Origin of the sequence: Mesorhizobium sp. M0618 (assembly GCF_040320765.1) — a bacterium.
Taxonomy (GTDB): domain Bacteria; phylum Pseudomonadota; class Alphaproteobacteria; order Rhizobiales; family Rhizobiaceae; genus Mesorhizobium.
Window position 1 is genome coordinate 16,075 of the sequence record NZ_JAMYQH010000013.1, and the last position, 15,389, is coordinate 31,463.

Sequence of the window (15,389 nt, forward strand, 5' to 3'; positions counted from 1 at the left end):
CGAATGATGCAACAGGTGATGCATTTGATCTCATCCAGAGGCTCGCACGGGGTCGTGCTGCGTCAGCTCGGTCATGTCGAGCTTCAGAAGGCCATTTTGGCATTGGTTCTGTTGCCCTATTCCCATTCATGACCAGTCCTGCGCGCGTGAGCCGGCCGGCTAGATTCCAACCACGAGAGCGCCGCCGCTGAGACCCGCACCCGCCGCCGACAGAAGGATTTTCTCTCCAGGCTGGAATGGCTCCGTCTGGTTGGCGAGCGAGAGCGACAGCGGGATCGTCGCGGCCGAAGAGTTGCCGTATTCGGCAATCGTCTTGACAATTGCTTGGTCCGCGATGCCGAGGTTCCTCCCGACCGCGTCGAAAATCCGAGTATTGGCCTGATGGGGCACGAACCGGCCGAGATCGTGTGGCCGCACTCCGGCAGCGGCTAGCGCGCTTATCGAGCAATTGGTCATCATCTCGACGGCCTTTGCGAACACTTCGCGGCCGTCCGTCATCCTCATTCGGGTTTGCGCGAGATCGAGGTCACCGTGGAACGGCTTGTTGCTTCCTCCTGCGGGAATCTGGATCAGCCCGTATCGCGAGCCGTCCGAAGCCACCGAGGCACCGAGAATGCCCCGATCAGCATCATCGCACTGACCGATCACCAGGGCGCCGGCGGCATCGGCAAACAGGACCGAGCTTGCGCGCTCGGCTGGATTGATGCGGCGGCTGAGGATATTGGCGGCGATAACAAGGCTCGCTTTGCCGTGCAGGCGGGTAAATCCGTCCGCAAACATCAGCGCATAGATGAAGCCGGCGCAGGCGCCTGTCAGATCCACCGCGCCTGCGCTGCCAAGGCCAAGCTTGTGTGCGACCAGCGGCGCGCTCGGCGGCAGAAGATGGTCGGGCGTCGAGGTGGCAAGCAACAGCAGACCGATGTCGTGGCGCGCAATACCGGCGTTCGCCAGCGCCATGTCGCCGGCCTGCGCAGCAAGACCAGACAGCGTGTCTTCGTCGGTTGCCCAGAAGCGCGACCGTATCCCGGTACGCCTTTCGATCCAGCCTGGATCAAGACCGAGATTGCTCTCGATTTCGGCATTCGCCACCTTTCGCCCAGGCGCATGATGGCCAAACCCGAGAATGCGCGACGACTTGCTCATGGCCTGGACCCGAAGCGTTCGCCCGCCTCCTCAATGGCGTCATAGAGTCGCTCGAGCTCGTCGCCGGTGATGCAATAGGGTGGCAGAAGGTAGAGGACATTGCCGAGCGGGCGCACAAGTAGCCCTCGCTCGAGGAAGAAAGCGCGCAGTTTCGGTCCGATCTCGGCGAGATAACCTGCGGAACCGGTTCGCAGGTCGAGCGCCGCGATCGTGCCGGTCGCCCGGCAGTCGGTGAAGAAGCTGTTGTCGCGAAAGCGTCGAAGCCCGGTGGCCTGCATTGCGCTCAAGGCCGCAATGCGCTCGGCCACCGGCTCGTCCCGCCAGATCTCGACATTGGCAAGTGCTGCCGCGCAGGCAATCGGGTTGGCAGTGTAGGAGCTCGAATGGAAAAATGTCTTCTTCCGGTCCTCGGAATAATGAGCCTGGAAGATGGCATCGGTGGCAAGCGTTACGGCCAGCGGGATGGCGCCGCCGGTCAGGCCTTTCGAGGTGCACAGGATATCTGGAGAGATCGATGCCTGCTCGCAGGCGAACATGGTTCCGGTCCGCCCCCAGCCGGTCATCACTTCGTCGGCGATCAGCAGCGTGCCGGAGGCCTCAGTGATCTTCTTCAATTCGGCCAGAACTGAAGCCGGATACATCAGCATGCCGCCGGCGCCCAGCACCAGCGGCTCGACGATTAAGGCTGCGGCTCGTCGATCGCGGGTCACAGCCTCTAAACGATCCAGCGTCTCTTGCTCGCGCCCCGCTGCCGGAAAGGGGATGGTGGCGACCTCGAACAGCAAGGGTTCGTAGGCGGCGTTGAACACGCCACGCGCACCGACGCTCATCGTGCCGATCGTGTCGCCATGATAGCTGTGATCCATGACGACGATGCGCGAGCGTGGGGCGCCGATATTGCGGAAATAACCGAGCGCCATCTTCAGCGCTACTTCGACCGAGGTCGAGCCACTGTCGGAATAGAACACCCAGTCGAGTCCAGCGGGAGCGAGGCCGACAAGCGCCTTGGCCAAGCGCTCTGCCGGCTCGTGCGTGAAGCCCGCAAAGATAATCTGGTCGAGGCTCGACGCGGTTGTCTCGATTGCCTTCATGATGCGGGGATGGCGGTGGCCATGTGTGACGACCCACCAGGAGGAGATGGCGTCCAGGATGCGGGCGCCGTCGGCCCTGCGGAGATAGGCGCCTTCAGTCCGGACGATTTCTGGGATCGCAGGCTCGAGCGCGTGCTGGGTGAAGGGATGCCACACATGAGACTGCGACATCAGTCACCTCCAGTAATCGAGGCGAAGGCGAAGCCGGCAATCATTGCGTCCCTCAGTGTCTTGCCGGTCAGCAGATCGAGGTGCGGCAGCCTGCCGAGCTGCGGCGCACCGCTGAATTCCACGATGGTCCGTTGCGTATCGGCCATCTCATCGCCGATGAAAGCGATGCCGGCCAACGGGATGGATCGGGCGCGGAGCGCCTCGATCGAGAGCAAGGTGTGGTTGATGGTGCCGAGCGTGGTGCGGGCGCACAGAATAACGGGCAGCCGCCATTCAGCGAAGATGTCGATGAGCCTTGTGCGCCGGTTAAGCGGCACCATCAGGCCGCCGGAGCCTTCGATGACGAGCGGCGTCGGTAGGACGGGAAAAGCAAGATCGGCAGCCTTGATCGCCACGCCGTCGATCTCGGCCGAACGATGCGGCGACAGCGGGCTCCGCAAGCGGTAGGCTTCCGGCAGCACGCGCTCTGAGGGCAAGCCGGCAAGCCGCGCGACCACTTCGCTGTCGGTCTCGCCGTCGAGGCCCGATTGCACCGGTTTCCAGTAAAAGCCGTCGAGCAAACCGGCGAGCCCAGCCGCAAACACGGTCTTGCCAACTCCCGTGTCGGTTCCGGTGATGACGATGCGTTGGGTCATACCGCCTCCGGTGATGTTTGGGCCAACACCTCGACCAGCGCCTCGACCATGGCGGAAATGTCGGCTTCGCCGATATTGAGCGTCAGTGAGATGCGCAGCCGCGACGTGCGCACGGTCGGAGGACGAATACCGCGTATGTCGAAGCCGCGGGCCTGCAGGCGCGCCGCCACTGCCATGGTGCGCCTGATATCGCCGATTACGAGGGGCTGGATCTGCGAGCCGCTGGGTATCACGCCGCAGCGCTCGGCCAGCTGGCGGCCGGCGAGGGCAACGCGTTCATGCAGCTGAACACGCCGCATAGGCTCGTCGGCGAGCATTGCGAGTGCTTCGCGCACTGCCACTGCCATCAGCGGCGATGGCGCGGTGGCGTAGATGAATGGCCGGCAACGGTTGATCAGATACTCGCACAGTGCCCTCGGCCCGGTCACGAGCCCACCAGATGCGCCGAGCGCCTTGCCGCAGGTGTGGAGCGCGACGATGTTGTCGCGGCCCTCGAAAGCGGCGGCAAGCCCCCGGCCGTCCGGTCCCCAGACGCCGGTCGAATGCGCCTCGTCAATGACGATGAATGCGCCGTGCCGATCGGCAAGCGCGACCAGGCTCTCCAAAGGCGCGCAGTCGCCATCCATGCTGTAAAGGCTCTCCACCGCGATCCAGACGCATCCCATGCCGCCTGCGGCGCGCCAACGTGTGATCGCATCCTCAACAGCGGTGGCATCGTTGTGCGCGGCCAGCACGAACTGTGCGCGCCCGGCCTGCGCACCCTCATGCATGCTGGCATGGGCGAGCTCATCGAGAACCAAAAGATCGCCCTTCCGCGGCAGGGCGCTCAGCAGAGCGAAGTTGGCGATGTAGCCGCTGCCGAAGAACAGCGCGCGGTCGGCTCCAAAGAATGCCGCCGCGTCTGCCTCGAGCTGCTCGTGTTCCGGTGCATTGCCGCGCAACAGCCGCGACCCGGTGGCGCCAACCGGCGTGCCCCGCGCAATCGCCGCCACAACAGCATCGCCAAGTCTCCTGGACGAGGCCAGCCCGAGATAGTCGTTCGACGAGAAATCGAGACCTGCGCGCGGCGCAAGCGTCCGCAGCCGGTCCTTGCGGGCCAGTCCCTGCAAGGTCGCGTCATAGCGGGCAAGCGGTGCCCCGTTCATTGCGCCTCGAGTTCCATCGGCTCAATGCCGAGACGGCGGAACAGAAGGCTATCCTTGTCCTCACCGGGATTGTCCGCCGTCAGCAGCGTGTCGCCGACGAAAATCGAGTTGGCACCGGCAAAAAAGGACAGCGCCTGCATCTCGTCGGTCATGGCGGTGCGGCCGGCGGAAAGACGCACATGCGATTTCGGCATCATGATGCGCGCCAGGGCGATCACGCGCACGAATTCGATCGGCTCGATGGGCTTGGCTTCGGCAAGCGGGGTGCCGGCGATCGGGATCAGCATGTTGATCGGGACGCTTTCCGGCGGCTCGGGTAGGTTCGCCAGCGTAACCAGCATGTCGATCCGGTCCACCGGATCTTCGCCCATGCCGACAATACCGCCGCAGCAGACCTTGATGCCGGATCGACGAACCTGCTCAAGCGTGTCGAGCCGCTCGGCATAGCCGCGCGTGCTGATGATCTCGCTGTAGTAGCGTTCCGACGTATCGATGTTGTGGTTGTAGTAGTCGAGGCCCGCCTGCTTCAGTCGAGCGGCTTGCTCAAGATCGAGCATGCCGAGCGTCATGCAGGTCTCCATGCCCAGCGCCTTGACGCCTTCGACCATCGCCACCACCGCATCCATGTCGCGCGCCTTGGGGTTTCGCCAGGCCGCGCCCATGCAATAACGCGTGGCGCCGGCATCACGCGCCTTGGTCGCCTCGGCGATGACGCGCCGGACCTCCATCAGCTTCGACGCCTTCAGGCCGGTTTCGTGACGCGCCGACTGGCTGCAATAGCCACAATCCTCCGGGCATCCTCCCGTCTTGATGCTGAGCAGCCGGCTGAGCTGGACCTTGTTTGGATCGAAATTCTGGCGGTGCACCGTTTGCGCCAGGAAGAGGAGATTGTTGAAGGGGGCATGGTAAAGTGCCTGAGCCTTCTCCAGGGTCCACGCTCCGGGGTCAGGGGATTGAGCCTGTGGCGATGTCTGCGTTGAACTTGCCGTTTGCATGTCCATGCTGTTCCTCCGGTCTGTCTTGCGGGGTCTTTGCTATCTGACTGTTGACGATCGGAGAGGACAGTTGACCCAATCCTGACTCAGACAATCATGAGCCCCGATGGTCGAGGCCGATATCCAGGATCGGCGCGCTGTGGATGAGTCGGCCGACCGAAATCAGATCAACGCCGGTCGCGGCAACCGCCCGCGCTGTATGGGACGTGATCCCGCCAGAAGCCTCGGTGATAGCGCGGCCACCGACCATTGCGATGGCGCGGCGAAGATCGGGGAGGGACATGTTGTCGAGCAGAACCGCATCGGGAGCGAAGCCAAGTACCTCCTCCAACTGGGCCAGAGTATCGACCTCGACTTCGATCTTGACGAGATGACCGGCCGCTCTTCGTGCTCGCTCGAGCGCTGGGCGGACGCCGCCTGCGATGGCGATGTGGTTGTCCTTGATCAAAATTGCATCGTCCAGACCGAAGCGGTGATTGGACCCGCCACCTGCGCGCACGGCATACTTTTCGACTGCCCGCAATCCGGGCGTCGTCTTGCGGGTGCAGACGATCTTCGCGCCATACCCACGAACCGCAGCGACGATCGATGCCGTTGCCGTGGCGATGCCGCTCAGATGGCACAAAAAATTGAGTGCCGTCCTTTCGGCTGTGAGAATGGCCCGGGCCGGGCCAACCACTGATGCAATGATCTCTCCATCCACGACATTGCAGCCGTCTGCGCGCTCCACCGAGATTTCGACAGCAGGATCAATCAAGCCGAAAGCGAGCATCGCCAGATCGAGGCCGGCGACAACTCCGGACTGTCGCGCCACCAACACGGTTCCCGCTTGGTATTCCTTCGGGACGATGGCCTGCGTGGTCAAGTCGCCGGCTCTGCCAAGATCTTCAAGAAGAGCTGCCCGTACAAGCGGCTCAAGCACGACCGTGGGTAGCGGTGAAAGTGTCATCACTTCGGCCCTTCGAGACTTGGCGAGTGTCCGAGTCCCCGCGCTGTAGCCAAGGCGGCTTCGAGGGTGATTTCGGACCGTCGGGCGGCAGTCGCATGATGAGGAAAATCTGTCCGGTAATGAGCGCCGCGGCTTTCTTCGCGCAACAAGGCGGCAACCGCGATCATTAGCCCGACAGCCGCCGGATCCGAGACCGCATCCTTGCTTTCGGCGAGCGGCAATAAGGCACGCGCGGCTGCTTTCAAACCTTCACCATCCCGGACGATGCCGAGTGCGCGCGACAGGAAAACACGCACGCGTATCGGAGCGGGCGGTGGGTAAACGTTGGCAAACGCAGGCCTTGTTCTGCGCGCAGGCGTCCCGGCGACACTTTCAGCGACCCAGCGGGCGCACACGATGGCTTCTGTCAAGGAATTGCTGGCGAGCCTGTTGGCGCCATGCAGTCCTGTCGAAGCGACTTCGCCGCAGGCCCACAGCCCCTTGACGGAGGTTCTGCCGGAGCTGTCCACTGCAACGCCACCCATGTGGTAGTGTTGGGCCGGCCGAATGGGGATGAGATCGCGGGCGGGATTGATGCCCGCTCCACGACAGGCTGATGCGATTGTCGGGAAATGTCGAGCGAATGCCGGGCCAGGCCGTTGTCGGGCGTCGAGAAAAACACGGTGGCCGTCCGCAAGATGGTTCCACACGGCCCGGGCCAAGACATCGCGAGGCGCAAGTTCCGCCCCTGGCACGCTCTGGAGAAAAGCCTGGCCGGTTTCATCGATCAGGGCAGCACCTTCGCCTCGGACAGCCTCGCTGACCAGCGCCATAGGGCGTTCCGGGCCGTCAAGCGCGGTCGGGTGGAACTGGATGAATTCGAGGTCGGCTAGGACAGCTCCAGCGCGGGCCGCAAGTGCAAGGCCTTGTCCGCAACTTCCCCAAGGGTTCGTGGTGTCGAGAAACAGTCCCCCGATGCCACCGGTGGCGAGGACGACCCGCCGTGAGCCGAAGAAGAAAGGTCCGATCGAACAGCTCGCCCAGACGCCCCGGATCGCATTCTCTCGCACGGCCAGCCGGCGCGCTTCCACGCCCTCCACGACAACTATCGACGGAGTGGAACGCACAGCCGCGATCAGGGCACGCATGATCTCACGCCCGGTGCCGTCCCCATGCGCATGAACGATGCGACGTCGGCTGTGTGCGGCCTCCAATCCGAGGCACAGTGATCCTTTCGGCGTGCGGTCAAAGGGAACCCCAAAGGCCGCAAGCCCCTCTATCGCCTTGGGCGCGGCTTGGAGGATGCGGCTCGCCACGTCTCTGTCGCAGAGACCATCCCCGGCAGCAAGCGTATCGGCCAGGTGCATTGCCGGCTCGTCGTCTTCGCCGAAACTTGCAGCCAGACCCCCCTGTGCCCAGGTGCTCGAATTGTCAGCTCCCAGCAGCGACCTTGACAGAAGAAGCACCGGCTCCGGCGACAGTTGAAGCGCGGTCATCAGTCCGGCGATGCCGCCGCCGATGATGATGGGACGCCCGAAGAAGCTGCGGAGGTCGGCGCTCAAACTGCCAGCATCCGTTCGACCGCAAGCCGCGCGCGCCCGGCGATCCCGGGTTCGATGGTTACGACATGTTGGTTCTGCTCGAGCGCCGTGCGGATGTTGGCAAGCGTGATCCGCTTCATGTGCGGGCACAAATTGCAGGGCCGGATGAACTCGACCTCTGGGTGCGCTAACGCGACGTTGTCGCTCATCGAGCATTCCGTCATCAGCACGACACGTGGCGGCCTTTGCCCGTCGACATAGTCGGACATGGCAGCCGTCGAGCCGGAAAAATCTGCTTCAGCCACGACGTCGGGCGGGCATTCGGGATGGGCGAGCACGACCACGCCGGGATGGCTTTCGCGCAACTCGCGGATGTCGGCCGGTGTAAAGCGCTCATGCACCTCGCAATGCCCTTTCCAGGCGATGATCTGTACATCGGTCTGGGCGGCGATATTCTGGGCCAGATATTCGTCCGGCAGCATGATCACCCGGAGAACCCCAAGGGATTCGACGACCGCCTTGGCGTTGCCGGATGTACAGCAGATATCCGACTCGGCTTTCACTTCGGCCGACGTGTTTACATAAGTAATGATCGGAACGCCGGGATAACGCTGGCGCATCAAGCGCACGTCTTCTGCCGTGATTGATTCCGCCAACGAGCAACCGGCGCTGAGATCCGGAATGAGCACGGTCTTGTCCGGATTAAGGAGCTTGGCCGTTTCGGCCATGAAATGGACGCCGGCCAGCACGATGACTTGCGCCTCGATCGTCGCAGCCGTGCGGGCTAATGCCAAGCTGTCGCCGACGATGTCGGCCACGCAATGGAAAATCTCGGGCGTCTGATAGTTGTGCGCCAGGATGATGGCGTTGCGCTCGCGCTTCAGTGCAAGGATCGCCTCGATATCGTCGACGAAAGCCGGCCATTCGATCGGCGGGATCACTCGCCGGACGCGCTCGTAGAGCAACGCGGCCGCAGGCAGCATGGCGCTCATCAACCCTCTCCCGCTTATACTCTAATTGAAAATAACCAGCATATACTTGCTGTGAGTATAAGGGATGTCAACCCCGCGCCAGCGGCAATTTTGTCCCGGCGATGAGCCTATCGTCGAGAACGGCGTGGCGGAAACGGAAAAGCTTCGCTGGCCGGCCGCCGGTCTCAGTAGTGGCCTCTCCGGTCTCCTCGACCAGTTCCTGCTGTTCGATCAGTCGGCGAAAGTTCGGCTTGTGGATGAGCCTGCCGGCGAGCGCCTCCACGGTTCGCTGCAGCTGCAAAAGCGTGAAGACCGTCGGCATCAGCTCAAAGACGACCGGCCGGTATTTGATCTTGGAGCGCAGCCGCGCAATGCCGGTCGCCACGATGCGGCGATGATCGGCGACCATGGACTTGCTGGGCACCAGCGGAGGGGGCGCCCCGTCCCGCCCTCTTACGGCCTCTTGGACCAAGCCTGCTTCGTAAACTAACTCATAGCGTTGCAGCATGAGTTCCTCGTTCCAAAGGCGGTCGTCGAAGCCAAAGGCTATCGTCGCCCGCTGCCAGCGTTCACGTCGCGTGGCCGCATCGCGGACGCCGTTTGCCCATTCAATCAGGCGTGGTCGCAGAACATCCAGCACGACCGGAGGCGTGCCGGAGCGATGGTCCTCCCATGGAAAATATTCATACCAACTCTGCCATCCGCACTTGGGCGGGCCCGCTGCCTGTTCCTTGCGGGTCAATGCAAGATAGCTGATGGAGATGACGCGCTGCTGGCGCTCGGCGCCGATGCGATCCCGATCAGCGAACGTGTAGAGTTGCTCAATGTACCCCAGCCGATGGCCGGTCTGCTGCTCGACCCACCCCCTCAAGCCGGATTGCAGCGATCGGTGCTCAAGCGCAAAGGGACCGGAGGGCAAGGTGTCCGCCTGGCCGATGGTGAGGACACAGGGTTCACTGTCGTTTACGGCGACCACAAAGGCGATCAGGTCCACTTTGACGTCGTCGGCATTCACGGCGGCTCTGTCTTTCCTGAGTCGTATTGCCTGATCGTCCATGTTCGCGAATTGGTTTGCCAGCTCGGGGGGGCACTTAATCGATTTAGTGTAAGCGCGCCTGTCGGCACGTCAACACCCCACAGCTGCACGGCCATTTTTTTGCTCTTCGCACCTGCACAAAAATGTGCGAAAGGCGACACCCGCGGTTGGTAACGTAGGGGAAGGAGGATCCATTGAGCGCGTTTGGTGATACCAAGGCGATCACACCGCCGGATATTCGTTCGCGCAAAGGTGGGACGCCGCTCGTCTGCCTTACCGCCTATACCACCCCAGTCGCGCGGCTTGTCGATCCCCATTGTGATGTGGTGCTCGTCGGCGACAGCGTCGGCATGGTTCTCCACGGTCTGCCCTCGACGCTCGGTGTCACGCTGGAGATGATGATCACGCATGGCCAGGCGGTTCGCCGTGGCATCAAGCAGGCGCTGATGGTCGTCGACCTGCCGTTCGGTTCCTTCGAAGAAAGCCCAGAGCAGGCTTTCCGAAATGCTGCGCGCGTCATGGCGGAGACCGGCTGCACGGCCGTCAAGCTCGAAGGCGGCGAAACGATGGCAGAGACGATCGGCTTCCTCGCCGCACGCGGCGTGCCGGTCATGGCTCATGTCGGCTTGACGCCGCAGGCCATCAACACCATCGGTGGCTACCGCGTGCAGGGCAGGGGCGGGGATGCCGAGCGCATCAGGCGCGACGCACTTGCCGTGAGCGAAGCGGGCGCCTTTGCGATCGTCCTGGAGAAGGTTCCTGAGGCGCTCGCCCGCCGGATCACGGGGGAGGTGGCGGCCCCGACCATTGGCATCGGTGCCTCGGCAGCCTGTGACGGCCAGATTCTCGTCGTCGACGACATGCTGGGCCTCTTCGGCGACTTCCGACCCAAATTCGTCAAGCGCTATGCTGAACTGGGGGAGGCGGCTGCGGCTGCGATCGCTTCCTATGCGCACGAGGTGAAGGAGCGCCAGTTTCCGGCCGCCGAGCACGTGTTTGCCGATGCGCCCACGCCCGCCGACACGCAAGCCACCAAAAGCGGAGAAGCAGCGTGACCGTGCCGATCGTCAGGAGCGCTGACCAGCTTCGCGAAATCGTCGCCGCATGGCGCCGCGAGGGCGTGAGGATTGCCGTGGTGCCAACGATGGGCGTCCTGCATGAGGGCCATCTCAGCCTGGTGCGCGCTGCACTCGAGAAGGCAGACCGTGTGATCGTGACGCTCTTCGTAAACCCGAAGCAATTCAACAGCCAGGCCGATCTTGCCGCGTATCCGCGCACCGAGGACGAGGATGCCGCCAAACTGGCACCGCTTGGCGCGCACCTGCTTTATGCGCCAGATGCAGAGGAGATGTATCCGGCGGGCTTCGCCACCACCGTTTCGGTGTCCGGTGTCAGCGAGGGCCTGTGCGGTGCCTTCCGGCCGGGACATTTCGATGGCGTGGCGACCGTCGTCACCAAGCTCTTCCTGCAGACCAGCGCTGACTTCGGCTTCTTTGGCGAAAAGGACTTTCAGCAAATTCACCTGGTCAGGCGCATGGCCCGGGATTTGGATATTCCAATCACCATTGTTGCCTGTCCGACAGTCCGTGAAGCCGACGGTCTTGCGCTATCATCGCGCAATGTGCGGCTCTCGCCAGCGCAACGCGCTGTTGCTCCCAAGCTATCATCGGTCCTGCTCAAGACGGCTGAGCGGCTTGGGCGCGGCTCACCCGTCCTGCCAACGCTTGCAGAATCTCGCGCAGCAATTCTGGCTGCAGGCTATCGCGGAGGTCGAATACCTGGAACTTCGCGAAGAGGCAGATCTGCACCCGATGCCAAGCCTTGATCGACCGGCACGGTTGCTTGCCGCGGCCTGGCTCGGCGGCACACGTCTCATAGACAACGTCAGACTATTTCGGATTGGTTCAACAGATTAGCCACGTTCTCGGCACGCGCTGTATCCGTCCGGGATCGTTTAAAACAAGGTCTCTGCCTGGCATTGAGCGAACGGAGGTTACGCACAGGGCAAATGCATCGCGTGTTTGAGAACTTCGTCGAGCAAATGTCTGCAAGTGTTGATGCTGCCGATCTCTGTGAGGCAATGGCCTCCGCTGCAGCCGGCTTCGACTTCCCGCTATTCGCCTATTTCACTTACCCGTCGGCCTCCGGCGACGCCCCCCAATTGATTTCAAACTATCCTTCATCCTGGACATCACGTTATCTGCAACAGCGGTACCACAGGTTTGATCCGGTCATCCTGCGCGGGCTGCAAGGCTGGGATACATTCGATTGGGGTGTGGACCGCGCTCGACACTGTCTGCCGAATTCGCAGCAACAAATTCTGGAGAGTGCGGCTGAGTTTGGCATCTGCGGCGGCCTGACGATGTCCATGCATGATCATCTCGGCCGGTTTGCTGCCCTGACCTTTGCTTCCGACGAGTCCCGTCCGCTTCTGTTGCGGTCACTGGCACGTTACGAAAAAGCATTGCAGCTGGTGGCCATCAACTTTCATATCCACGTCCGGCGCAGGCTCGCCGATGATCGCGTGGTGGATGGTGTAACGCTCACCCCGCGGGAGTTCGAGTGCCTGAAATGGGCGGCGCGCGGCAAGTCGGCTTGGGATATCAGCCAGCTTCTCGGCGTCTCAAAGCGCACCGTGACTTTTCACTTGGAAAACGCCAAGGCAAAGTTTGGCGTTCGAACGATCAACCAGGCCGTTGCACGCATGGCTGCCTCCGGCCAGACGAGATCCTGATTCTTCAGCCACGATACCTGTAAACCTCTACAGGCTGCATCGCTGTCAGCTTTGCCCTTCGATGGCGGGAACACATCCCACATGGAGGCGACCATGATGCAACTGATAACACCAGACTTTTACAACGAGTTTGCAGGCGAACTCAAAGAGATGCACGGGCTCAGGTTTCGGGTGTTCAAGGAAAGGCTCGATTGGGAAGTTGATACCGAAGACCAGATGGAATCCGATTCGTTTGATGCTCTGAAGCCCGTCTATCTGCTCCTCAAAGGATCCGACTGGCGAATTCGCGGTTGCGTGCGTCTTCTGCCCAGCACCGGACCCACAATGTTGCGCGACACCTTCCCGGTGCTGCTGGGTGCTGACGTCGTGCCCTCGACCACCGACATATGGGAGAGCAGTCGTTTCGCGCTCGATCTTCCTCCGTCGGCGCCCAAGGCTGCGGGCGGGCTGGCCCAGGCGACCTACGAGCTCTTCGCGGGCATGATCGAGTTCGGCTTGGCCAAGGATCTGACCCGGATAGTAACGGTGACGGATACGCGCATGGAGCGGATCCTCCGCCTGGCTACGTGGCCATTGTCGCGCATCGGAGAACCCAAATGCGTCGGCAAAACGGAGGCGGTGGCTGGGTTTCTCGAGATTTCCCACGCGAGCCTTTTGCGCATCCGCAGCAGGGGACGTCTGATTGGACCGGTACTGTGGCAACCGGTTCTAGGCCCGTCGGCATAGCGCTATAGTGGACACCTGAGCCATGAAGGATGCTGGTCTGTCCAAGGAAGCGACGGTCGGCCTTGTATGCTGGCCGGACTGGCGTCGCCACGACGCTTACCACTATGCCAGACGATTGCCACGCACTGGCTGGGCCTGGGAGTTTCTTCGGCGCAATCCACAATTCCAGCGCGACCACGCCAAAATGGCACCGTCCGCCTGCATTGTCGGACCCCAAGGCGACATGCAGATAATCGAGTTGACGACAGGATCAGCTCTCCTAAGACAATGGAGCCTTCTTTTTCGCCGACGCGCCACTTTCGGACGCTACATCGGCGAGGGTCTTTTGGGATCCGCGCGATTGCGCCTGTATTCTACGAGCGGCCGCGGAGCCGCTTGGGCTCGACCACGATTTTGAACCGCTTCACCTTTCTTCGCTCTCATGCTGCAAGGACATCCTGCTGACAGCTGCGGGCGTGCAGCACGTGCTGCTGAGGGAGAACTGCCGGAGTCTGCAGATCGCCGTTTCCGGTGCGTCCGTCCTCCGCCCGTTGCGGCTATATGTCGACGCGATCGTTCAGCCGCAGCACCTCAAGTTCCATGTCGCTGCCCTTCAGTTCTTGAACCACGTCAATGGTTGCGCCCGCCTGTCAGCTGCTTGCTTTCCGCCGGAACACCGCGGAGCGCGTCTGCGTATCGTACTCCAGGCTTTGGATGGCTCGCTTGCCGGAGCATCTCATCAGGAGGTCGCCATTGCCTTGTTCGGGACACGCCGCGTCGAAGAAGATTGGCGTCATCCAGGTGGCCATCTTCGCGATCAGGTACGTCGCGCCATCCAACGTGGCCGCTACCTGATGGGCGGCGGCTACAGACAGTTCCTGAGGTAATTGGGGCGGTTGCGATTGTCTTATTCGAACGCGCAACCTCCATTTCTGAGTGCAATTGTGCGTTGCACAAAACGTGGCAAGCGCCCAGTTCTTCCGCGGCGAAGCACTGGGACCCAACCTTCGTCGATGAGTGCATTCATGCCTTGAGGATCCCGATGACCGTTATGAACCCCGACAAAGCCGGCGCGGCAAGCCTTGAGACGATCGCGCGAAACGGCAGCATGCTGCGTCGCATAGCCGTACGCATTCCGACCTACCTGTCGGATATTCGCGAGAACCCGGCGTGGCTGCCCATGTTCATGTTGGCGCGCACCATGCCGGCACGGAGAATGCACTGGCGTGGTGCAAAGCCGGTCCGAAGGTCGCAAAGAGCCCAGGACACGATGTTTGCCGGTATCAATTGCCAGGACGTTGTCGACGCGCTGCGGATGGATGGGCTTTTTCCCGGCCTCGTCCTGCCAACAATGGTGGCTGAAGATGTAGCCGCGTTCGCCAGGCGCACACCTTGTTTCGGCACGAATTCATGCCGGCGGAGCATGCGGAGGCTGAGGCGCGGTTTGGCCGTCCGTTGCTCAGCGGTCATTCATTATTTCGAGCGCATTCTGGGCTGTAACTTGGCCGTTGCCATCCAAAACGATCCGCTGCTCATGGATATTGCCGCGCACTATCTCGGCGGCCAGGCGACGCTGATCACAACGCGCGTCTGGTGGAGCTTCCCGACCGGCCAGGCGTCGGACGCCGACAAGAACCTGGCTTCGCTCGGCAAATACCACTTCGATCTGGACGACTGGCGGATGCTGAAGTTCTTTTTCTATCTGGTGCCCGTCGACGAGGGGACCGGCCCGCATGTCTATGTCCGCGGCAGCCATGATCGCCGCGCCCTCAAGCACCAACTTACGCTTGTCGTCGGCCATCCCGCGCAAGAGATTCTGGACGTGTACGGCAAGCAGAGCCCGGTCACGCTGACCGGCGAGGCCGGTTTCGGTTTCGTCGAGGATCCGTTCGGGTTCCATATGGGCACCGTGCCGGCGCACAGGCCACGGCTGATGATGGAAGTTGGCTTCGGGGTTTCTCCTCCATCACGCCGCCGCTTCCATGGCGAGCCTGTGATCCGCTGATTTCGAAAAGTCCCGAAACAGCCTTCCCGGACCACAAGTCTTGTGAGGCAAGATAAGGCTATGCCGCCAATCGATCTGTTCGGCGCCCAAAGCGGTTGTCCGCACATGCCTTGAACTGGGCTGGTGCAATGAGTCTCGCCATTGCTCCAACCAGCGCATGAATGCCTGCTTAATCGAGGTTAGACGGCAGTGCGCCCCAAGATCCTCCTCGATATCGCCTCAGATGCTCTTCGAAAACCGCCTTTACGGACCGAGTCATCTCGGGTCCCCTTTGCAGTGGCCGGAAGGT

Annotated in this window: 15 protein-coding genes and 2 pseudogenes; 8 read left to right on the top strand and 9 right to left on the bottom strand. The window is 62.1% G+C overall.

Annotation, left to right across the window (positions count from 1 at the left end; genetic code table 11):
* Window positions 1–159 precede the first annotated feature (159 nt).
* The 9 genes from bioZ to NKJ04_RS15565 form a co-directional block, all read right to left on the bottom strand.
* Complete coding sequence (bioZ, locus tag NKJ04_RS15525) at window positions 160–1,143, bottom strand: 3-oxopimeloyl-[acyl-carrier-protein] synthase BioZ (RefSeq protein ID WP_023766585.1); 984 nt, start codon at window positions 1,141–1,143, stop codon at window positions 160–162.
* Complete coding sequence (locus tag NKJ04_RS15530; RefSeq protein ID WP_023766586.1) at window positions 1,140–2,405, bottom strand: adenosylmethionine--8-amino-7-oxononanoate transaminase; 1,266 nt, start codon at window positions 2,403–2,405, stop codon at window positions 1,140–1,142. Before NKJ04_RS15530 ends, bioZ begins: the two co-directional genes overlap by 4 nt.
* Window positions 2,405–3,040 carry a dethiobiotin synthase gene (gene bioD, locus NKJ04_RS15535; RefSeq protein WP_023735844.1) on the bottom strand — a complete coding sequence of 212 codons (636 nt, stop codon included), beginning with the start codon at window positions 3,038–3,040 and terminating at the stop codon, window positions 2,405–2,407. The genes NKJ04_RS15530 and bioD overlap by 1 nt, the downstream gene beginning before the upstream one ends.
* Window positions 3,037–4,185, bottom strand: coding sequence for an 8-amino-7-oxononanoate synthase (locus tag NKJ04_RS15540; RefSeq protein WP_023814406.1), 1,149 nt, complete (start codon window positions 4,183–4,185; stop codon window positions 3,037–3,039). Before NKJ04_RS15540 ends, bioD begins: the two co-directional genes overlap by 4 nt.
* Window positions 4,182–5,180, bottom strand: coding sequence for a biotin synthase BioB (gene bioB / locus NKJ04_RS15545; RefSeq protein ID WP_050592767.1), 999 nt, complete (start codon window positions 5,178–5,180; stop codon window positions 4,182–4,184). The genes NKJ04_RS15540 and bioB overlap by 4 nt, the downstream gene beginning before the upstream one ends.
* Window positions 5,181–5,274: 94 nt before the next feature.
* Window positions 5,275–6,129, bottom strand: a complete 855-nt coding sequence (gene nadC / locus NKJ04_RS15550) for a carboxylating nicotinate-nucleotide diphosphorylase (protein WP_352676126.1) — start codon at window positions 6,127–6,129, stop codon at window positions 5,275–5,277.
* On the bottom strand, window positions 6,129–7,670 hold the full coding sequence (locus tag NKJ04_RS15555; RefSeq protein ID WP_023766590.1) for an L-aspartate oxidase: 1,542 nt from the start codon (window positions 7,668–7,670) through the stop codon (window positions 6,129–6,131). The genes nadC and NKJ04_RS15555 overlap by 1 nt, the downstream gene beginning before the upstream one ends.
* Complete coding sequence (gene nadA, locus NKJ04_RS15560) at window positions 7,667–8,641, bottom strand: quinolinate synthase NadA (RefSeq protein WP_352676129.1); 975 nt, start codon at window positions 8,639–8,641, stop codon at window positions 7,667–7,669. Before nadA ends, NKJ04_RS15555 begins: the two co-directional genes overlap by 4 nt.
* Window positions 8,642–8,708: 67 nt before the next feature.
* The gene (locus tag NKJ04_RS15565; RefSeq protein WP_352676132.1) at window positions 8,709–9,677 is read right to left on the bottom strand and encodes an NUDIX hydrolase; all 969 of its coding nucleotides are present in this window, start codon (window positions 9,675–9,677) and stop codon (window positions 8,709–8,711) included.
* A gap of 173 nt (window positions 9,678–9,850) precedes the next feature.
* On the opposite strand from NKJ04_RS15565, the gene panB reads away from it, so the two are divergent.
* From panB to NKJ04_RS15605, 8 genes and pseudogenes are all read left to right on the top strand, one after another.
* Window positions 9,851–10,711: a 3-methyl-2-oxobutanoate hydroxymethyltransferase gene (gene panB / locus NKJ04_RS15570; protein WP_023766592.1), complete on the top strand. Its 861-nt coding sequence runs from the start codon at window positions 9,851–9,853 to the stop codon at window positions 10,709–10,711.
* Between the two features lie 65 nt (window positions 10,712–10,776).
* Window positions 10,777–11,328, top strand: a pseudogene (panC, locus tag NKJ04_RS15575) (pantoate--beta-alanine ligase); the annotation flags it as partial.
* Entirely contained in the window at window positions 11,276–11,572 is a 297-nt protein-coding gene (locus tag NKJ04_RS15580; protein ID WP_352676135.1) for a pantoate--beta-alanine ligase, read from the top strand. The pseudogene panC and the gene NKJ04_RS15580, both read left to right, overlap by 53 nt.
* Window positions 11,573–11,664: 92 nt before the next feature.
* Window positions 11,665–12,390: a LuxR family transcriptional regulator gene (locus tag NKJ04_RS15585; protein ID WP_352676136.1), complete on the top strand. Its 726-nt coding sequence runs from the start codon at window positions 11,665–11,667 to the stop codon at window positions 12,388–12,390.
* A gap of 93 nt (window positions 12,391–12,483) precedes the next feature.
* Window positions 12,484–13,116: an acyl-homoserine-lactone synthase gene (locus NKJ04_RS15590; protein ID WP_023766595.1), complete on the top strand. Its 633-nt coding sequence runs from the start codon at window positions 12,484–12,486 to the stop codon at window positions 13,114–13,116.
* A 22-nt stretch (window positions 13,117–13,138) separates the two neighbouring features.
* Window positions 13,139–13,513, top strand: coding sequence for a transcriptional regulator domain-containing protein (locus NKJ04_RS15595; protein ID WP_350314065.1), 375 nt, complete (start codon window positions 13,139–13,141; stop codon window positions 13,511–13,513).
* 67 nt (window positions 13,514–13,580) lie between these two features.
* Window positions 13,581–13,982 carry a DUF2285 domain-containing protein gene (locus tag NKJ04_RS15600; RefSeq protein WP_245264243.1) on the top strand — a complete coding sequence of 134 codons (402 nt, stop codon included), beginning with the start codon at window positions 13,581–13,583 and terminating at the stop codon, window positions 13,980–13,982.
* A 155-nt stretch (window positions 13,983–14,137) separates the two neighbouring features.
* Window positions 14,138–15,100, top strand: a pseudogene (locus NKJ04_RS15605) (hypothetical protein).
* Window positions 15,101–15,389 lie beyond the last annotated feature (289 nt).